15 protein-coding genes are annotated in these 19,096 nt (G+C 67.3%); 8 read left to right on the forward strand and 7 right to left on the reverse strand.

Annotated features, from left to right (window positions below; translation table 11 throughout):
- Position 1: 1 nt before the first annotated feature.
- The 3 genes from DFLDMN_RS26055 to kbl all read right to left on the reverse strand — a co-directional run bounded on the left by DFLDMN_RS26055 (position 2) and on the right by kbl (position 2,968).
- Positions 2-466: a MarR family winged helix-turn-helix transcriptional regulator gene (locus DFLDMN_RS26055; protein ID WP_423198638.1), complete on the reverse strand. Its 465-nt coding sequence runs from the start codon at positions 464-466 to the stop codon at positions 2-4.
- A 346-nt stretch (positions 467-812) separates the two neighbouring features.
- Positions 813-1,769: an NAD-dependent epimerase/dehydratase family protein gene (locus tag DFLDMN_RS26060; protein ID WP_423198639.1), complete on the reverse strand. Its 957-nt coding sequence runs from the start codon at positions 1,767-1,769 to the stop codon at positions 813-815.
- Positions 1,769-2,968: a glycine C-acetyltransferase gene (gene kbl / locus DFLDMN_RS26065; RefSeq protein ID WP_423198640.1), complete on the reverse strand. Its 1,200-nt coding sequence runs from the start codon at positions 2,966-2,968 to the stop codon at positions 1,769-1,771. Before kbl ends, DFLDMN_RS26060 begins: the two co-directional genes overlap by 1 nt.
- 97 nt (positions 2,969-3,065) lie before the next feature.
- Between kbl and DFLDMN_RS26070 the strand changes: the two genes are divergently transcribed.
- Positions 3,066-3,692 (forward strand): helix-turn-helix domain-containing protein, encoded by a 627-nt coding sequence (locus DFLDMN_RS26070; protein WP_423198641.1) that lies wholly within the window; start codon positions 3,066-3,068, stop codon positions 3,690-3,692.
- A gap of 22 nt (positions 3,693-3,714) precedes the next feature.
- Here the strand turns inward: DFLDMN_RS26070 and DFLDMN_RS26075 are convergent, their stop codons facing one another.
- The 3 genes from DFLDMN_RS26075 to DFLDMN_RS26085 form a co-directional block, all read right to left on the reverse strand.
- The gene (locus DFLDMN_RS26075; RefSeq protein WP_423198642.1) at positions 3,715-4,350 is read right to left on the reverse strand and encodes a flavin reductase family protein; all 636 of its coding nucleotides are present in this window, start codon (positions 4,348-4,350) and stop codon (positions 3,715-3,717) included.
- Position 4,351: 1 nt separating this feature from the next.
- Entirely contained in the window at positions 4,352-5,014 is a 663-nt protein-coding gene (locus DFLDMN_RS26080; protein WP_423200578.1) for a GntR family transcriptional regulator, read from the reverse strand.
- Between the two features lie 286 nt (positions 5,015-5,300).
- On the reverse strand, positions 5,301-6,248 hold the full coding sequence (locus DFLDMN_RS26085) for a polysaccharide deacetylase family protein (protein ID WP_423198643.1): 948 nt from the start codon (positions 6,246-6,248) through the stop codon (positions 5,301-5,303).
- 348 nt (positions 6,249-6,596) lie between these two features.
- On the opposite strand from DFLDMN_RS26085, the gene DFLDMN_RS26090 reads away from it, so the two are divergent.
- The 5 genes from DFLDMN_RS26090 (at position 6,597) to DFLDMN_RS26110 (ending at position 13,572) form a co-directional block, all read left to right on the forward strand.
- On the forward strand, positions 6,597-7,775 hold the full coding sequence (locus DFLDMN_RS26090) for an ABC transporter substrate-binding protein (protein WP_423198644.1): 1,179 nt from the start codon (positions 6,597-6,599) through the stop codon (positions 7,773-7,775).
- A gap of 33 nt (positions 7,776-7,808) precedes the next feature.
- A complete protein-coding gene (locus tag DFLDMN_RS26095; RefSeq protein WP_423198645.1) occupies positions 7,809-8,687 on the forward strand; it encodes a branched-chain amino acid ABC transporter permease in 879 nt (292 codons plus the stop codon).
- Positions 8,688-8,719: 32 nt separating this feature from the next.
- Complete coding sequence (locus DFLDMN_RS26100; RefSeq protein ID WP_423198646.1) at positions 8,720-11,380, forward strand: ATP-binding cassette domain-containing protein; 2,661 nt, start codon at positions 8,720-8,722, stop codon at positions 11,378-11,380.
- Positions 11,381-11,382: 2 nt separating this feature from the next.
- Complete coding sequence (locus tag DFLDMN_RS26105) at positions 11,383-12,993, forward strand: gamma-glutamyltransferase family protein (protein WP_423198647.1); 1,611 nt, start codon at positions 11,383-11,385, stop codon at positions 12,991-12,993.
- A gap of 360 nt (positions 12,994-13,353) precedes the next feature.
- A complete protein-coding gene (locus DFLDMN_RS26110; RefSeq protein ID WP_423198648.1) occupies positions 13,354-13,572 on the forward strand; it encodes a hypothetical protein in 219 nt (72 codons plus the stop codon).
- Positions 13,573-13,682: 110 nt separating this feature from the next.
- On the opposite strand, the gene DFLDMN_RS26115 is transcribed toward DFLDMN_RS26110, so the two are convergent.
- Positions 13,683-15,074, reverse strand: coding sequence for a cytochrome-c peroxidase (locus DFLDMN_RS26115; RefSeq protein ID WP_423198649.1), 1,392 nt, complete (start codon positions 15,072-15,074; stop codon positions 13,683-13,685).
- Between the two features lie 226 nt (positions 15,075-15,300).
- Here DFLDMN_RS26115 and acpA point away from each other — a divergent pair, with 226 nt between their 5' ends.
- The gene (gene acpA / locus DFLDMN_RS26120; protein ID WP_423198650.1) at positions 15,301-17,454 is read left to right on the forward strand and encodes an acid phosphatase; all 2,154 of its coding nucleotides are present in this window, start codon (positions 15,301-15,303) and stop codon (positions 17,452-17,454) included.
- Between the two features lie 148 nt (positions 17,455-17,602).
- A complete protein-coding gene (locus tag DFLDMN_RS26125) occupies positions 17,603-19,084 on the forward strand; it encodes an MFS transporter (protein WP_423200579.1) in 1,482 nt (493 codons plus the stop codon).
- Positions 19,085-19,096 lie beyond the last annotated feature (12 nt).

Consider the following 19,096-nt stretch of genomic DNA (forward strand, 5'->3'; position numbering starts at 1 on the left):
CTCAGGCCTCCGCCTTGCCCGGTGTGTGGCTCGCCGCCACGGCGCGCGCGAGCGATTCGAGCACGCGCAGCGCCGCCGCCATGTCCTCCGCGCTGATATCGGCAAACACCTCCCCGCGCAGCACGCGCAATTCCTCTTCGATCTGGGTGGTGGCGGCTTCCCCGGCTTCGGTCAGCGACAACAGGTTGGCGCGCCGGTCGTTGGGATCGACCTCGCGCGTGACCAGGCCGGCCGCGCACAGCTGGTCCACCAGCCGCACCAGCGTGGCCCCTTCCACCCCGACGTAGTCGGCGAGCGTGACCTGCCGCACGCCGCCGCCGAGCCGGCGGATGAACAGCAACGGTGCGGCCGCGGCGGCAGACACGCTATGCGTGGTCAGTGCACCCTGGCTGATCTGGCGCCATTGACGACCGGCCAGCATCAGCTGACCGGTGAAGGCGAAACGGAGAGCGTCTATCTGGTTCATGCGGCGAATGATAGACGATTAATAATTAGAATACAAACTATTTCATTGCGAATAGTTCGAGTGCACATGGCAGCACAGGCAGCTAACGCCACTTGAGGCCGAGGGCGGGCCGGCATGGGTCAATCCCGTCCCGCAGCCCGGGCGGGGCAAGGCGCTCCATGCGGAAATTCTGCCGGGGATCGGATGCGGGGCCGCATCACAGATGACGACCACGCGCGTGGTCACAGTCGGGGTCGCGACCAGCGCGGGCAGCCGGCCCGGGAAGGTCGAAGGTCGTCGGCAACTCCTCGCGCCCGCGCACGACCCGCCGTGCTCAGGCCGTGCTCAGGTTGCGCTCAGGTTGCGCTCAGGTTGCGCTCAGGTTGCGCAGCATATCGTCGACCATGGCGTCCAGCCCGAACCGCGGGCACCACCCCCAGTCCGTACGCGCGGCGCCGTCGTCGATCGAATCGGGCCACCCGGCGGCGATGGACTGGCGATAGTCCGGCGCATAGCGGATCGCGAAGCCGGGCTTGCGCCGGCGAATGGCGGCGGCGATTTCGGCCGGCGTGAAGCTCATGCCGGCAAGGTTGTAGCTGCCGCGTTCGCGGATCGCGTCGCGCGGGGCTTCCATCAGCTCCAGCGTGGCGCGGATCGCGTCCGGCATATACATCATTGGCAGGCGCTCGTCCGGCTCCAGGAAGCAGTCGTACGGCTCACCCTTGACCGCCGCATGGAAGATGTCGACGGCGTAGTCGGTGGTACCGCCGCCGGGCGGTGTCTTGTGCGAGATCAGGCCCGGATAGCGCACGCTGCGTACATCGACGCCGTGGTTCTCGAAGTACCAGCGACACCAGCCCTCGCCCGCCTGCTTGGAGATGCCATAGACCGTGGTCGGCTCCATCACGGTCTTCTGCGGCGTCTCGACCGCGGGCGTGGTGGGACCGAAGGCGGCGATCGAACTCGGCCAGAACACGCGCTCAAGGCCGTTGTGCCGCGCGATTTCCAGCACATTGAGCAGGCCCGTCATGTTCAGGTTCCAGGCCCACTGCGGCGCCTTCTCCCCGGTGGCCGACAGCGCGGCGGCCAGCAGGTAGATCTGCGTAATACCATGGCGCTCCACCACCGTCGCGAGTTCGCCGCGATCGGTCACGTTGAGCATTTCGTGCGCGAGAAACAGATGGCGGCCGGTGGGCACCACGTCCGAGGTCACCACGCTGGTACGGCCATATCGTTCCGCCAGCGCCACCGCGAGTTCGGAGCCAAGCTGGCCATTGGCGCCGACGATCAGGATCTTCGGCGGCTGGTGGGCAACGTGCGGCATCAGATCAGCTCCAGTTCGCGGCCAGCCTGCGCAAACGCGTCAAGCGCGCGTTGCAGCGTCGCTTCATCGTGCAGCGCGCTCATCTGCACGCGGATGCGGGCCTGCCCCTTTGGCACCACGGGATAGAAGAAGCCCACCACGTAGACGCCCAGGTCGAGCAGGCGGCTGGCCAGGGCCTGCGCCTTCTCCGCGTCGTAGACCATGATCGGGATGATCGGATGGTCGCCGGGCTTGATATCGAATCCCAGGCCGCCCAGACCAGCGCGGAAGAGCGCCGTGTTGCGCTCCAGGCGGTCGCGCAGCTCGGTGCTTTCCTCCAGGATATCGAGCACCTCGATGCTGGCGCCGACGATGGCCGGTGCCACCGTATTCGAGAACAGGTACGGGCGCGACCGCTGTCGCAGCAGTTCGACGACTTCCTTGCGTCCGCTGGTAAAGCCGCCCGAGGCCCCGCCCAGCGCCTTGCCGAGCGTGCCGGTGATGATGTCGATCTTGCCGAACACGCCGCGCGCCTCGTGCGTGCCGCGGCCGCGCCGGCCCATGAAGCCGCTCGCGTGGCATTCGTCGATGCCAAGCAGCGCGCCGTACTGGTCGCAGATCGCGCGGATTTCGTCGAGACGTGCCACGGTTCCGTCCATCGAGAACACGCCGTCGGTAAAGACCAGCTTGAAACGCGCGCCCTCGGCATCGGCACGGGCCAGCTGCGCGCGCAGGTCGTCGAGGTCGTTATGGCGATAGCGATAGCGGCGCGCCTTCGAGAGCCGGATGCCGTCGATGATCGAAGCGTGGTTCAGTTCGTCGCTGATGACCGCGTCGTCGGCCGTGAGCAGCGTCTCGAACAGGCCGCCGTTGGCGTCGAACGCCGAGCCGTAGAGGATGGTGTCCTCGGTGCCGAGAAAACGTGCCAGCCGCGCTTCCAGTTGCTTGTGCAGGTCCTGCGTACCGCAGATAAAACGGACCGAGCTCATGCCGTAGCCATGCGTGCGTAGCGCCTCGTGCGCGGCGGCCAGCACGCGCGGATGCGACGACAGTCCCAGGTAGTTGTTGGCACAGAGGTTGATGACCTCGCGCGCGTCGCCGGTGCGCACCACCGCGCCCTGCGGCGTGGCGATGATGCGTTCGGACTTGAACAGTCCGGCCGCGCGGATGGCGTCCAGCTCGGCCCGCACGGAGGCATAGAAAGCTTGGGTACTCGACATGGCCCGGCTCCTGGTGTTAGTGTCTGGACGGTTCGATCGATAAATCGAACATGTTTCATATAACGAACGATTCGTGCACTATACAGAACGCAATTCCATGGCGCAACCCTCCCCTGCCCCGTCTGCCGTCGCCCTGCTTTCCACCCGCACGCCGGCCACCGCTGACGGCCCGCCGGCGGTCGGCACCACCCTGCAGGCGCTGCGTCAGGCCCGGCAGCTGTCGCTCGACGAACTGTCGCGGCGCGCCGGTGTTTCCAAGTCTATGCTTTCGCAGATCGAACGGAATCTCGCCAACCCGACCGTGGCGGTGTTGTGGCGGCTGGCCAATGCGCTCGGGGTTAGCCTGACCGACTTCCTGTCGCACGCGGGCAGCGCGCCGCCGCCGGCCATCACCGTGGTGCAGCCGCACGCGGTACCCGCGCTGAAGAGTCCCGATACCCGGTGTGAATTGCGCATCCTCGGTCCGATCGAACTTGCCGGCCGTTTCGAATGGTATGAACTGACGATCCAGCCGGGCGGCGTGCTGGCGTCGGAGCCGCACGAGGCCGGCACGCAGGAGCACCTCTCGGTGCTGGCCGGCGCCATGGTGGTACGGGCCGCCGCCGACGAGAAAAAGCTCCGGCACGGCGAGACGGCGCGCTATGGCGCCGACGTACCGCATGCGATTTCGAACCCGGGCAAGTCGGTGGCGACCGCGCTGCTGGTCGTCATGCACCCGGGCTGAGCTGCCTCACATCGTCACGCCGTCACATCTCGTCGATGGCGGTCGAGATGGTGGGCGCGCCCGCGTGCCCGTCCAGCGAGAAGCGGTCGCGCGTGGTGACGTAGAAGCTGGCACCGAAGCGCCCCACCGGAAAATACTCCTGCAGCCGCACGCGCCAGCGTTCGGTGTCGATCAGCCCGTCGCGCGCATGGAGCCGCAGCACGCGGCCGATAAAGATCTGGCGGCTGGCCGTCTCCAGTGTCTCCCAGAGCCGGCACTCGAAGGCGACCGGCGCCTCGGCTATGCGCGGCGGCGCAACCTCGGTGCATGGCACCGGCGTCAGGCCCACGCGCGCGAGTTCGCTCACGTCCGGCGGCAGACGTTCACCGCAGCGATGCATCTTCTGCGCCATGGCCTCGTCGCTGAGATGGACGACGAACTCGCCGGTGCGGGCGATATGGGCGGCGGTATCCTTCTGCGAACCGTCGTCGAGCCGGTTCACGCTGATCATCACGATCGGCGGTTCCTCGCCCAGCATGTTGAACATCGAGAACGGCGCCGCGTTGGCGGTACCGTCCGCGCCCACGGTGGTCACCAGGGCGATCGGGCGTGGCACGATCAGGCTCGCCATCAGCTTGTAGCGCTGGTACGCGTCGAGCGCGGCGAAGTCGATTTCCATGTCAGTCCCCCAGCCCCAGCATCTGCGCCAGGCTCTTCTCGCCCTGCATGCGCGAGGTCTCGATGCGCTGCTCCAGGTCATGGAGATGGGCTTCCATCAGCGCCACCGCGCCGGCGGCGTCGCGTGCCTCGATACACGCGACGATGGCGGCATGCTCGTCGTGCTCGCACGGCGCATGGCCGGGCGGCTCGTAGAGGCCCACGATCAGCGAGCAGCGCGACACCAGCTCGGTCAGGTAGCGTTGCAGCACGGGGTTGCGCGCCAGCGCGGCAATGCGCAGGTGAAAGCCGCTGGCCAGGCGGGCCCAGGACGGCTGGTCGAAGCGATGCATGGCGTCGTGCTCCTCGGCGAGCTGGCGCCTGAGGTCGCGCACGTCGGCCGCGGTGACGCGTTGCGCGGCGAGTTCCACCAATACGCGCTCCAGCGCGCGACGGGCCTCGAAGATCTGGCGCGTTTCTTCCGGCGTGGGTTCGGCAATCACCGCGCCGCGGTTGGGCCGCAATGCGACGATGCCGTCGTGAGCAAGTTTCTCCAGCACGCGCCGGACCACCGCGCGGCCCACGCCGAACAGCTGGCACAACTCGGGCTCGGGCAGCTTGGTACCCGGCGTGAGGCGATGATTGAGCACGCCATCGAAAATGGCCTGGTAGATCCGCACATCCATGTCGGCACCATCGTCGGCCGCGGGCTTGCCCACGGTGGAGGGGGTCGGCGCCTGGGTTGCGGGTCCGGTTGCGGGCCTGGCTGCGGACCGGGTTGCGGACCGGGTTGCGATCTTGCCGTCGAGTCTGGCTGCGCCCTTCGTCGGAGCCTTCGTCGGACCCTTCGTCGGACCCTTCGTCGGGCCCTTTGCCGCGGTCTTCGTCGTGACCTTGGCCGCGGGTCCGCGTTCGGCCCTGCTGGTGGCTTTCGGAGGCATGACATCCGTCAGGGAAACGATGGCCATGATGTTAGCGTGAAGTGAGGGCCGTGGGTTCGGCGGACACGGACGGATACTGCATGTCCATGACGTCGCAGATGGCGCCCGGCGTGGTCATCCACACCTCGCCATGGCTGCGGCGCGCCGCGATATGCGCCAGCGCGCGCCGCAGGTGGCGCAACCGGTACGGCTGGCCGACGATATACGGATGCAGCGCAATGCCCATCACCAGCGGCTGCGGATGGCGCGGATGGTTGGCCTGCGCCAGCATCTCGTCGAACTGGTCGATGATCATGTCGGCAAATGCGGTGGCATCCATTTGTCGCGCCATGATCATCGGAATGTCGTTGAGCTCCTGCGGATATGGAATCGACCACAGTGGCCCGCTCCGCGTCTGCATGCGCACGGGCCGGTCGTCGTGGCACCAGTTGAGCGTATACCGATAGCCGGCCTCGACCAGCAGGTCGGGAGTATGCAGGGTCTCGGCGATCCACGGCGACAGCCAGCCGTCGGGCGCCATCCCGCTGTGGGCGCGGATACGGGCCCGGCAATGGTCGAGCAGCGCGCGCTCGCCGGCTTCGTCGAACTCGCTCTGACGGTGCGCATTGGTGTGGCCGTGGCCGATCAGTTCGTCGCCGCGCGCCACGCAGGCGTCGATCACCTCCGGGCAATGGTCGTACAGCGCCGTGTTGAGCAGCACGCCGGCCGGCATTTCGAGCTGGTCGAACAGCTCCAGGCAACGCCATACCCCCACACGGTTGCCATATTCGCGCCAGCTGTAGTTGAGCACGTCCGGCTGCGGCGACACCGGGCCGAGGTTCGCGCCGAGCCCTTCGGCAAAGGCGAAGTGCTCGATATTGAAGCCGAGGTACACCGCCAGGTGCGCGCCGTTCGGCCAGCGGAAACGGTCGACATCGGTGATGGGCCGGTAGGGGAAGCGGCCGTGCGTGCGGAGAGGTCCGAACGTCGGTTGCGTCATGGATCGAATGCCTTTCGTGGTCTGATGAATATGCGGCGGTCATGCCCGCGTGCCCCGATCGCTGGCACCGTCGCGCGACGTGCCCTGTTTTGGCCCATCGCGCACCGCACCCGTGCGAATCCGGGCCAATTTGATCGTATGCAAAACGATGCGCGAATCGTCCGCAAAAAGCGCGCCAGATCGTCTGCACGCTGCCCGTGCTGATGTTGCGGGAATGGACGGCGCGCTGCTGACGAATCTCGACGATTCCCGAAGCGAAGTGGCATGGCTCTTGCAATCGACGGGCAACGCTTCGTTTCACGTCGCGACCTCCCTACCCTGCCGACCCTTGTCTTCCGGAGATTTGCCATGTTCCAACCTCGACGCCGTGCCCTGCTTTCGGTTGCCGCCGCCGCGTGCGCGCTGTGCGCACTGCCCGCCCACGCTGCCGACAGCATCAAGATCGGCCTGATCACGGCGCTGTCCGGCCAGTCCGCGCGTGCCGGCGAGGCGCTGACGCGGGGCATGACCATCGCCATCGACGAGATCAACGCGAAGGGTGGCCTGCTGGGCGGCCGCAAGCTCGAACTCGTGCGCCGCGACGACGAAGGCAACCCGGCCAAGGGCGTGCTGGCCGCGCGCGAGCTGATCTACAAGGAGAAGGTTGCCGTGCTGTTTGGCGGCCTCGATACGCCGGTGTCGATGGCCATCGTGCCGATCGCCAACCAGGAAAAGGTGCCGTTCATGGGCCCATGGGCCGCCGGCACGCCGATCACGCGCAATGGCGCCAACCCCAACTACGTGTTCCGCGTGTCGGCGGTGGACGAAGTGGTCGACCGCGCCATGCTGCAGCACGCGCAGGCCGCGTTCCGCGCCAGCAAGCCGGGCCTGATCCTGGTGAACAATCCGTGGGGCGAATCGAATGAAAAGGGCATCGTCGCCGCGCTCGCCGCCAAGGGCCTCAAGCCCGCCGGCGTGGAGAAGTTCGAGGCCAACGATGTCGACGTGGTACCGCAACTCGGTCGCCTGAAGGCGGCCGGCGCGGACGTACTGCTCATGGTCGGCAACGTCGGCCCCTCCGCGCAGGTGGTCAAGTCGCTCGACCGCATGGGATGGAAGGTGCCGGTGGTCTCGCACTGGGGCCCCGCCGGCGGCCGCTTCACCGAACTGGCCGGGCCCGGCGCCAGCAACGTCCACTTTGTGCAGACCTACAGCTTCTTCGGCCAGCCGTCGCCCGTCAGCACGCGCGTGATCAACGCGCTCAAGGCGAAATACAGCGACGTCAAGGGACCGGACGACATCACGCCCGCGGTCGGCGTCGCCAACGCTTACGACGCCATGCACCTGGCCGCGCTGGCCATCGCGCAGGCGGGCAGCACCAAGGGCGATGCCATTCGCGAGGGCTTCTACAAGATCGATCGCTACGAAGGCCTGATCAAGACCTACGTCAAGCCGTTCACACCGCAGATGCACGACGCGCTCAACGAGCACGACTACGTGTGGGCCCAGTTCGTCGACAACCGCATCGTTCCCGTGTCGACGAAGTAAGCCACCGGCCTGTCACGCATCGAAGGACTCACCATGTTATGGATCTCCGCCCTGATCAGCGGGCTTGGCCTGGGCAGCATGTACGGGCTGATGGCGCTGGGCTTTCACATCACCTACGCGGTCTCGGCCACGGTCAACTTCGCACAGGGCAGCTCCATGATGCTGGGCGCGGTGCTCACGTATGCGTTTGCACAGACGCTGGGCTGGCCCATGCCGCTGGCGATCGTGCTTGCGCTCGCGCTGTGCGCGCTCTACGGCCTGGCGGTGGAGTTCCTGGCGGTGCGGCCGTTTGCAAGCCGCGGCTCCAATGCGTGGCTGATGGCGACCGTGGCGCTGGGGATCGTGCTCGATAACGTGGTGATGCTCTGGTTTGGCACCGAGCCGCGCAGCCTGCCCTCGCCGCTCGCCACGCAATCCATGCAGCTTGGCGACACGGGCGTGGGCGTGTATCCGCTGCAACTGGTGATTCCTGTTGTCGGCCTCGCCCTTGCCGCCGTGCTGCACTACGTACTGCGCCGCTCGCGCTGGGGTGTGGCGATGCTCGCCGTGGTACAGAACCGCGACGCCGCGCGCCTGATGGGCATTCCGATCCGGCGCACCATCGCCGGCGCGTTTGCCGTGTCCACGCTACTGGCCGGCGTGGCGGGGGTGCTGATCGCGCCACTGTTCAACGTGCAGGCCGACATGGGGACCGTATTCGGTCTCAAGGCCTTTGCCGTGGCGATTCTCGGCGGGCTGTCCAGCGCCTGGGGCGTGATGGTCGCCGGCCTGATCTTTGGTGTGGCGGAAGCGCTGGTCACCGCGGCGCTCGGTTCCAGCTACACGCAGATCATTACGTTTGCGCTGGTGATCGCGCTGCTGGCGCTGCGCCCCGACGGACTGTTCGGCCGCGCGGAGGTGCGCAAGGTATGAAGCCCGACATGACGCAAGGAATGAAAACAGGCATGACGCCGGGACATCCCGCGGGCCATCCGCTCGCCACGCCAGCCACCGCGCCGCGCGCGCTGCCGGCCGGTCCGGCCCCCGCTGCGCCATGGCTCGGGCTCGGCACGCCGCTGCAGATCGGCGGCATCTGTATCGCGCTGGCGCTCGCCGCCGGACTCGCGCTGACGCTCAACGGCTATTTCGTCTTTGTCATCGCCGGCGTGGCCATGCTGGCGATCTGCGGCGTCGGCCTCAATCTGCTGCTCGGCCTGACCGGGCAGGTCTCGTTCGGCCACGTCGGCTTCTATGCCATCGGCGCGTACACCGTTGCCATTCTCACCGGTCAGGCTGGCTGGAGCTTCTGGGCCGCATGGCCGCTCGGCATGCTGCTGGCCGGCGCGCTGGGGGCATTGCTCGCGTTGCCGGCGCTACGCGTCAAGGGCCCGGGCCTGGCGATGGTGACCATCGCCTTCGGCTTTATCGTCGAACATGGTGCGGTCGAATGGCGCACCATCACCGGCGGCCAGAACGGCATCATGGGCATCGCCCAGCCTTCCTTGCCCGGCGTGGAGGGCGGGGAGCGCGCGATTGCGCTGATCGCGCTCGTGGTGCTCGGCGTGGTGCTGGCGGGCTTTGTACGGATCTCGCGCGGGAGCTGGGGCGCGGCCATGCGCGCGGTGCGCGACAGCGACACCGCGGCCGCTTCGATCGGCATCGACCCGCTCGTGGTCAAGACCGCCGGCTTTGCCTGCTCCGCCGCGCTGGCTGGCCTGGCGGGCGGCCTGTACGCGCCGCTGCAGGGACTGATCACGCCGGGCATGTTCTCGTTCCTGCAATCGATCCTGTTCGTACTGGTGGTGATGATCGGCGGCGCCGGCACCGTGGCCGGGCCGCTGGTCGGCGCGGTGGTCGTGGGTCTGCTGCCGGAGATGCTGTCCAGCCTGGAGAACCTGCGCCTGCTGTGCTTTGGGCTGCTGCTGCTCGTGGTGTTGTGGGTCGCGCCGACGGGCATCGTCGGCGTGGTGGCAAGCCTGTACCGGCGCATGCGCCCGGTCGCGCATGCGGTCGGCCTGGCCCCTCAGCGCACCGATGACCCCGCCGGCGAGGCGGACGGCGTTGCCATGCCCCTGCCCGCGCGTCCGCAGGAGGCGCGTCGCGGCCTCTCGGCGCTCGCGCTGTCGATGGTATTCGGTGGCGTGCGCGCGGTCGACAACCTCTCCTTCGAGCTGGCTCCAGCCAGGGTGACGAGCCTGATCGGCCCCAACGGCGCCGGCAAGTCGACGGTGCTGAACATGCTGTCGGGCTACTATCGCCCGCGCGAGGGCGGCCGCCGGCTTGGCGCGGAACCGCTGGCGGCGCGTGGCGCCTGCCATAGCGCGCGCCAGGGTATCGCCCGCACCTACCAGACCACGCAGTTGTTTGCCGGCATGAGCGTGACCGACAACGTCGCCCTCGCGCTTGCGGGCGGACGCCTGGGCACGCTGTTCGGCATCGCACGTTTCCGCGCGCCCGCCGTGCGCGCACAGGCGCGTGCATGGCTGCGCGCGTGCGGCTATCTGGGCGATCCCGACGCCAGCGCCGCCGACCTCGCGCATGTGGACCGGCGCCTGGTCGAGATTGCGCGCGCTCTCGCCATGCAGCCGGCCGTGCTGCTGCTCGACGAGCCGGCGGCGGGACTCTCGCGCGAGGACAAGGCCAGGCTCGGCACGTTGCTCGGGCGTATCGCCGCGAGCGGTATCGCGGTGGGACTGGTCGAGCATGACATGTCGCTGGTGATGGACGTGTCGGACCATATCGTCGTGATCGATGCGGGCCGGCGCCTGGCCATGGGTTCGCCGCACGAGATCCGCAACGATGCCGCCGTGCGGCGCGCCTATCTCGGCGACGATCCGGCCAGCGGCACGGAGGGTGCCGCGCCCGCCCGCACGCGTGCCACCGCCACCCGCCCCGACCTGCTGCCCCCGGAGGTACTCGGCGTCAGTGCGTTGCGGACCGGCTATGGCGCCGCGCCGGTGCTGCACGATGTCGACCTGCAGGTGCGCGAAGGCGAAATGGTGGCACTGCTCGGCGCCAACGGCGCGGGCAAGTCCACGCTGATGCGCGCGATGGCCGGCCTGCATCGCCCCGTCAGCGGCGGCATCACGTTCGACGGTACCGACCTCGCCCGGCTCGACGCCGCCCGTATCGTGGCAATGGGCGTGGTACTGGTGCCGGAAGGCCGGCAGGTATTTCCCGAGCTGTCGGTACTCGACAATCTGCGCCTGGGCGCATTTCCATCGGGCCGCCTCACGCGCGCGGAGATGCTGCAACGCGTGGAAGCGATGTTCGCGCGCTTTCCGCGCCTGCGCGAGCGGCAGCATCAGCGTGCCGGCCTGCTGTCCGGCGGCGAGCAGCAGATGCTGGCGGTGGCACGCGGCCTGATGTCGCATCCGACGGTGCTGCTGCTCGACGAACCTTCGCTCGGCCTTGCGCCGAAGGTCATTGCCGACCTGTTCGCCTCGCTGGACCGTTTGCGCGAATCGTCGATCACGATCCTGCTGGTCGACCAGATGGCCGCGCTGGCGCTCGCGCTGGCCGACCGCGCCTATGTGCTGGAAGAAGGCCGCGTGGTGGCCAGCGGACCCGCGGCCGATCTCGCGCGCGACCCGGCCCTGGTCCAGGCCTATCTGGGAGGACATTGAAAATGGCAGGCACACTGGCCCACTCGGGCGCGGGCATGGTCACCAGCCCGCATGCGCTGGCCAGCGAAGCGGGACTCGATATCCTGCGCGCGGGCGGCAATGCGATCGAGGCGGCGATCGCCATGGGCGCCACGCTCGCGGTCACCTATCCGCATTTCACCGGCCTGGGCGGCGACGCGTTCTGGATCCTCGCCGATGGGCGGGGCGACGTGCGCACCCTGTCCGGCATCGGCCAGGCAGCCGCCAACCTGCCCGCGTTCGGCGCCAACGGGGCCACCGCGGGCACGGGGACAATCCCCGTGCGCGGCGCGGGCGCCACGCTGACGACCGCGGCGACGGTCGACACCTGGGCGCGCGCGTTCGCCATCAGCCGTGACCGGTGGCAGGGCACGCTTGCATGGCAGCGACTGTTCGAGCGCGCCATCGGCCATGCACACGAAGGATTTCCGGTCACGCCGTCGCAGCATTTCTGGCAGACCTTCCGCGCCGATGCGCTGCACGAATGGCCGGGCTTTGCGCAGACCTTCATGCCCGGCGGGCAGATTCCGGCGGTCGGCACGCCGCTGCGCCAGACCAACCTGGGCCGCAGCCTCGAACGCATTGCCACGCTGGGTCCGCGTGAGTTCTACGAAGGCGAACTGGCTGCACGCATCGTCGCCGGCTTGCGCGCCGCAGGTTCGTCATTGACGTTGGCCGATTTCGCGCAAACGCGCGCACGCGAGGAAGCGCCCCTGCGCGTGCCCTATCGCGGCGGCGAGCTGTTGAGCCTGCAGCCGCCCACGCAGGGCGTCACCACGCTGCAGATCATGGGCATCCTCGAACGCTTCGACATGGCGGGAGTGGCCGAGGGCAGCGCGGATTTTTACCACCTGCTGGTAGAAGCGGTAAAGCAGGCCTTTATCGAACGCAACCGTCATGTCGCCGATCCCGAGTTCGCCGAGGTACCGGTGGCGGCCATGCTGTCATCGGCGCGCCTCGACCAGCTGGCGGCGCGCATCGACCCGGCGCGCGCGCTGCCGTGGCCGCATGTCTACCAGCATGGCGACACCGTATTCCTGGCCGCCGCCGATCGCGACGGCCGTTGCGCAAGCGTGCTGCAGACCATCTATTTCGACTGGGGCAGCGGTGTCGTGGCGGGCGATACCGGCATTCTCTGGCACAACCGCGGCGCGGCATTCACGCTCGAACCGACGCATCACAACGTGCTGCAAGCGGGCAAGCGGCCCTTCCATACGCTCAATCCGGGCATGTATCTGCAGGACGGGCGGCCGCGGCTGCTGTACGGCACGCAAGGTGCCGATGGCCAGCCGCAGACGCTGGCGGCGGTCCTCACCCGGTTGATCGACCATGGCATGAATCCCCTGCAGGCACTGGCGCGGCCGCGCTTTCTGCTGGGCCGCACGTTCTCCGACGCGCGCGACAGCCTCAAGCTCGAGGCCGATGCCGGTGACGATGTGATGCGGTTGCTCGCGGCACGTGGGCACGAACTCAGCCCCATCGCCGCACAGAGTCCGCTGGCCGGACATCCGGGTGTCATCGCCATCGGCCATGATGCGTACCATCTTGAAGGTGCGCACGATCCGCGCAGCGACGGTCTGGCGCTGGGACTTTAGAAAAGGCCCTCCGTCTTGTAGCGGTTTTGTACTTGGGTGGAACCCGCCCGGCATGACCTCGTCAAAGCAATGACTGTCGCGTGCGGCCACGGTGCAGCGCAATATGACAGTCCCGTCATGAACGCCATTTACATCATGATAGTGACGTAAATGGCTGGATTGACTTTCCTTTCGACGGCAGATGCTTCGCATTGCGGACCTACGGTACAAACGACGGTACAACCGATGTTACAACTGAAGTTACAGCTGAAGTTGCGACCCAGGTTACGGACGTATTTTGCAGATACGCAAGATGCACCAGCCAAGCAGAAGCATCTCCTAGTCCCCAGCAACCGCTCCCCTCTCGCCAAGGAGAACACTGTGCTGAGCCCACACGAACTCGCCACGCTGATGCTGATCGGCAATGGCCCGCAAACCCGCTCCGATACCGCCACCGATAGCCCGGAGATCGATCCTGTCGATCTCGACGCACTGATTGCCCACGAACTGGTCAGTCTCGAACCTTCGCACGACCGTCCGCTTCCGCAGATCACCGATCACGGCCGCTCGATGCTCAAAGCCGTGGGGCGCAGTTGTTGACGGCTGCTCCCCTCCTCCCGCGCTGACAGGCTGGTCGCCACAACGCATCTTTGCGTACGCTGCGCGAACAACCTGTCGGCCATGCGAACCAGCCATTCGGTTTGCCACTTTCAATGCGTTGAAGCCACCCGATAGCCATCGGTAAGCGTCTTCAGGAACGCAATCACGTCGCGGATCTCGGCGTCCGTCATGGCAGGCCGGTCCCCCGGCTTGCCACCGAACGGCGCCTCCATGTTGACATTCTGTCGGTATGGCGCCGGCAGATCGTCGAACTTGTCGACCGTGCCGTCGGCCTTGCGCGGATACCATTTGCCCGGATTCACATCGCGCTCCGCATAGAAATGCAGCACGGCTTCCAGCGAATGGAACACACCGTTGTGGAAGAACGTCCTGCGCAGCGCCACGTTGCGCAGTGACGGCGTGCGGAACAGGCCGCAGTACTCGGCATGCGTGGACAGGTCGGTCCGGTCCGGACCGCACAGACCCAGGTCGAAGAACTTCGGGTCGGCATTGACTGGCAACTGGCGGTTGCGTGGCGCGCCCACCGCGATGAAGCCGAAGTCCGAGAACGACGGAAAGCCGCCGTCCTCGCGCATGCGGCTCGGGTGGCAGGCCGCGCAATTGCCCTTGGCGGGATCGTTGAACACGCGCAGCCCGCGCGATTCCGCCGCCGTCAGCGTGGCCTTGCCGCGCAGCACCGCATCGTACTTGCTGGTGTACGGGTAGAAATCCGTCGGCACCTCCTGGTAGACCTCGAGCGCCATCAATACCGCGGTGAACGCGGTGTCGTCGCGATCGAGGATGTCCTGTCCCAGCACCTGGCGGAAGGTCGCGGCATGCGGACCCTTGCGGATGGTCTCGGCCACGGCATGCGCGTCGGCATTGGCCATCTCGTGCGCCGACAGCAACGGAATGCGCGCCTGGTCGTGCGTGGAGTTCGCGCGTCCGTCCCAGTTGTGGCCTCCGGTGGGCCCCTGGTCGACGGAATCGTCGCCGTCGTCCTCATGAAAATGCTCGGTAAACGGCGGCACGTTCTGCACGTAGCGCAGCGACGGTGCCGCGCGCACGCCGGTGCGCGTCATCTCCACACCGCCGAGCTGCACCGACAGATCGTTGGCCGGACCGAACGCGTGGTCGGGGCTGTGGCAACTCGCGCAGGCCAGCTTGCCGGACGCCGACAGCGCAGGATCGACGAACAGCGCCCTGCCGAGCGCCGTCAGTTGCGGAATCGACGGGTGGCGCTCCGCCATCAGCGCGTAGAACGGCTTTTGCCCCGCTGGCGACGTCGGCGCCGCTCCTGCCGCCGATGCCGATGCCATCGTTGCCGGCGCCATCGCTGCCGCCGGTGCCTTGGCCGCGGGCGGCTCGGGTGCCTTGCCGCATGCGGCCGCCAAGCTCGCCGCGACCACCACGGCGACGACTGCGGCGAGCCGGGCCGCCGCGCGAGATGTCGGACTGACTGGCAACGCGGGCACGGCACGGAAAGACGGCAGCACGGTCATGACGGAGTGATGACAGACAAATGACGGGGAGGCGGCACGACAGGCTAGGCCCGGCGCATGACAACGCTGTGTCAGTCATGACACCGCCATATGCGCTTCAGGCCGTCGTCCGGCTCCGGTCGGAGTGAAGGGTTGCCATCATCAATCTGACACATGCGCCGCTCAGACTCCGCCACGCACCCAGTGCATATGCAACGAATTCCCACATAAAAGAACGAGGAAATCCATGAGCCGTGCCATCCGTCTCTTGCCGCTGGCCGCCATCGCGGCTGCCAGCCTTGCCGCCTGCGGCGGTAGCGATAACGCTCCCGCAACGCCCGCCGCCACCACCTCTGGCGTGGTGACCGGCAGCTACTACGAACACGCCAAGGTCTGCATCGACGCCAACGCCAACGCAGCCTGCGATAGCGGCGAGACGTCCGTGTTCAGCGACAGGAACGGTGCCTTCACGCTGGCAGGCACCGGCCCGGTGGTGGCGGAAATCAATACCGACGCGATCCGCCACGGAGCCGACGGCGACACCCCGGTCACGAGCAAGCTGGTGTTCCGTGCGCCCGCGGGCAGCAACGTGGTGCTGAGCGCGATCTCCACCGAGCTGATGGCGCTGATGGACGCCAACGGCGGCAAGTTCGACGTGGCCAGCCAGCAACTGGCCGCGCGCATCGGCGTGGACGCGGCCAAGCTGCTGACCGACCACAACAAGGAAACCGACCCTGCGATCAAGGCGATCCTGCAGGCGGAAATCGACCAGACCCTCGACCTGATCGCCAGCGCCGTGGCGTCGGGCGGCAATATCGGCCAGGCCATTCGCGATGGCGTGGCCAAGCATGTGGCGATGGAAAACGTCAAGACGGTCGTGGTGATCTATGCCGAAAACCGCGGCTTTGACAACCTGTACGGCCTGTTCCCCGGCGCCGACGGCATTCCGGGCGTGAACCCCACGTCCAGGCTTGGCGCGGCCGAGCCGCAGAAGGACTTCGACGGTTCCACGCTGCCGGTGCTGCCGCCCACGTGGAGCGGCGTGCTGGCATCGGGCCAGGTCGACGGCAACAACAATCCATTGCAGATCGCCCAGGCCTCGACCACCGCGTGGCCGAACAAGCCGTTCCAGATCGATGCCGCCGGCGGCATGCAGGACACCGGCGTGGTGGTGGACCAAAGCCTGATCACCCGTGACCTGGTGCACCGCTTCTACAACAACCAGATGCAGATCAACGGCGGCAAGAACGACAAGTTCGCGGCCTACTCCGACGCCGGCGGTCTCTCGATGGGCTACTACGACGGCAGCAAGATGGCCATGTGGAAGATCGCGCAGCAATACACGCTGGCGGACAACTTCTACATCGGCGCCTTCGGTGGCTCGTTCCTGAACCACCAGTACCTGGTCTGCGCCTGCGCGCCGGAATATCCCAATGCCGCCAGCTCGGTGGCGGCCGGCTCGATCTCGAAGATCGACAAGGATGCCAACGGCAACTTCGTACGCCTGACCCCGGCCGCCAATGCCGCCACCAGCGTACTGACCGCCGCGCCGACCTACCTCAACGACAACACGCTGACCGCGGACGACGGCTCGGGCAAGTTCTACGCCGTCAACACGATGCAGCCGCCGTATCAGCCGAGCGGCAATGCCCCGCCCTCGACCGACACCACCGGCAAGCTTGCCGACCCGGGCAAGGCCAACACGCTGCCGGCACAGACCGGGCAGACCATCGCCGACCTGCTCGATGCCCGCCATATCAGTTGGGCCTGGTACTCGGGCGCCTGGAACGCCGTGACGGCGAATCGTTCGCTGATCAACAACGGCCAGCATGCGCCCAATTTCCAGACACACCACCAGCCGTTCAATTTCTACGCGAACTTCAGCCCGATCGACCATCTCGATTACCGCAACGCTCACCTGCGTGATTACGATGCGTCGTTCCTCCAGGATGCAGCCGCCGGCAACCTGCCGACCGTCACGTTCTACAAGCCGCAGGGCAACCTGAACCAGCACCCGGGCTACGCCAGCGTGAAGGAAGGCGACGACCATATCGCCATGGTTATTTCCAGGCTGCAGCAGAGCCCGCAGTGGAAGAACATGGTCGTCATCGTGACGTATGACGAAAACGGCGGCTTCTATGACCACGCCGCCGTGCCCAAGGGCGACCGCTGGGGTCCCGGCACGCGTATTCCGGCCATGATCATCTCGCCGTTCGCGCGCAAGAACTACATCGACCATACGCAATACGACACCGGTTCCGTGCTGCGTTTCATCACGCACCGCTTCAACCTGCCGACGCTGCCGGGCCTGAAGCTGCGCGACGATTCCCTGGTCGCCAACAAGCAGCCCAGGATGGGTGACCTGAGCAACGCGCTCGACTTCACCACCACCGCCCAGTAAGTCACGAAGCAGTCCCGAAGCGGGAGTCGCCGCCAGGGGGTCTCGGGGTGGTCTTCATGACGAAGACCACCCCGTTTTGCATCACAACGCCATTGAACTACGATGGCGTGGTGCCGTCCCACTCTGGTACCCCACGCAGGAGGCGACTATTTCCGGCTGGCAATCCGATATTCCCGCCCGGCTCGACCGGCTGCCATGGTCCGCGTGGCACTGGCGCGTGGCGATCGCGCTCGGCGTGGCCTGGGTCCTCGACGGGCTCGAAGTCACGCTGGTGGGGTCGGTCGGCGCGGTGCTGGAACGGCCCGACACGCTGGCCCTCACCGCCGCCCAGGTCGGCTGGACCGGCTCGCTCTATATCCTCGGCGCCGTCATCGGCGCGCTCGTCTTTGGCCGCATGGCCGACCGCCTCGGCCGCAAACGGCTGTTCCTGACCACATTGTTCGTCTATATGGGCGCCACGCTGGCCACGGCCTTTGCGCCCGACTTTGCCTTCTTTGCACTGTGCCGCTTCCTCACCGGCCTGGGGATCGGCGGCGAATATGCGGCGATCAATTCCGCCATCGACGAACTGATTCCCGCACGGGTGCGCGGGCGCGTCAACCTGGCGATCAACGGCAGCTTCTGGCTGGGCGCGGCGCTCGGTGCCGGCCTCAGCCTGGTCGTGCTGGACCCGCGCGTACTCGGCCCGGTGTGGGGCTGGCGCGTCTGTTTTGCGCTGGGCGCGGTGCTCGCCGTGGCCATCGTGCTGATCCGGCGCCATGTGCCCGAGAGCCCGCGCTGGCTGACCACGCATGGCCGGCACGCGGAAGCGGAGCGCGTCATCGCCGCCATCGAGGCGAGCATCGCCGCGCGGCACGGGCCGCTGCCGCCAGTGCCGGCGCGAGCCCCGGTCGTCTATGCGGGGCGGGCCACGCCGACCCTGCGCGAGGTGGTGCGCATCCTGTTGCGGCGCTATCGCGTGCGCAGCATGGTGACGCTGGTGCTGATGGTGTCGCAGGCGTTTTTCTACAACGCGATCTTCTTTACCTATGCGCTGGTGCTCACGCGCTTCGAAGGCGTGCCCGAAGAGCGTGTGGCGCTCTATATCTTCCCGTTTGCGCTCGGCAACGCCGCCGGCCCGCTGATCCTGGGTCCACTGTTCGACCATATCGGCCGGCGCAGGATGATCGCGCTGACTTACGGCCTGTCCGGGGTGGGACTGGCGTTGACAGGGTGGGCGTTTATGCGCGGTGCGCTCGACGCGCGTTCGCTCGCGCTGTGCTGGTCCGCGGTGTTCTTCCTGGCCTCGGCCGCGGCGAGCTCGGCTTACCTGACCGCGAGCGAGGTCTTTCCGCTGGAGATGCGCGCGCTTGCCATCTCGGTGTTTTATGCGGTGGGCACCGGCACCGGCGGCTTTATCGCACCGGTATTGTTCGGCACGCTGATCGAGACGGGCAGCCGCGATGCCGTGGCGGCCGGCTACGGTGTCGGCGCCGCGCTCGTGATCGCGGGCGGACTGCTGGCGCTTCGGTATGGTGTCGATGCGGAACGGCGGGCACTGGAAGAGGTGGCGCCTCCGCTTGGGGCGGAGGATCTGGGGCTAGCGGAACCTGGGGCCGGGCGATCGGACGCCGGAGAAAAGAATCGCTGAGGGGTTCACCGA

It is taken from the genome of Cupriavidus sp. H19C3 (assembly GCF_049393815.1).
Lineage (GTDB): Bacteria > Pseudomonadota > Gammaproteobacteria > Burkholderiales > Burkholderiaceae > Cupriavidus.

Excerpts from the sequence above, each read along its gene's own strand:
- acpA (WP_423198650.1), top strand. The coding sequence starts at position 15,301 with ATGAGCCGTGCCATCCGTCTCTTGCCGCTGGCCGCCATCGCGGCTGCC.
- DFLDMN_RS26115 (WP_423198649.1), bottom strand. The coding sequence starts at position 15,074 with ATGACCGTGCTGCCGTCTTTCCGTGCCGTGCCCGCGTTGCCAGTCAGT.
- DFLDMN_RS26075 (WP_423198642.1), bottom strand. The coding sequence starts at position 4,350 with ATGGAAATCGACTTCGCCGCGCTCGACGCGTACCAGCGCTACAAGCTG.
- DFLDMN_RS26090 (WP_423198644.1), top strand. The coding sequence starts at position 6,597 with ATGTTCCAACCTCGACGCCGTGCCCTGCTTTCGGTTGCCGCCGCCGCG.
- DFLDMN_RS26080 (WP_423200578.1), bottom strand. The coding sequence starts at position 5,014 with ATGGATGTGCGGATCTACCAGGCCATTTTCGATGGCGTGCTCAATCAT.
- DFLDMN_RS26105 (WP_423198647.1), top strand. The coding sequence starts at position 11,383 with ATGGCAGGCACACTGGCCCACTCGGGCGCGGGCATGGTCACCAGCCCG.
- DFLDMN_RS26060 (WP_423198639.1), bottom strand. The coding sequence starts at position 1,769 with ATGCCGCACGTTGCCCACCAGCCGCCGAAGATCCTGATCGTCGGCGCC.
- DFLDMN_RS26055 (WP_423198638.1), bottom strand. The coding sequence starts at position 466 with ATGAACCAGATAGACGCTCTCCGTTTCGCCTTCACCGGTCAGCTGATG.
- kbl (WP_423198640.1), bottom strand. The coding sequence starts at position 2,968 with ATGTCGAGTACCCAAGCTTTCTATGCCTCCGTGCGGGCCGAGCTGGAC.
- DFLDMN_RS26070 (WP_423198641.1), top strand. The coding sequence starts at position 3,066 with ATGGCGCAACCCTCCCCTGCCCCGTCTGCCGTCGCCCTGCTTTCCACC.
- DFLDMN_RS26095 (WP_423198645.1), top strand. The coding sequence starts at position 7,809 with ATGTTATGGATCTCCGCCCTGATCAGCGGGCTTGGCCTGGGCAGCATG.
- DFLDMN_RS26085 (WP_423198643.1), bottom strand. The coding sequence starts at position 6,248 with ATGACGCAACCGACGTTCGGACCTCTCCGCACGCACGGCCGCTTCCCC.
- DFLDMN_RS26100 (WP_423198646.1), top strand. The coding sequence starts at position 8,720 with ATGACGCCGGGACATCCCGCGGGCCATCCGCTCGCCACGCCAGCCACC.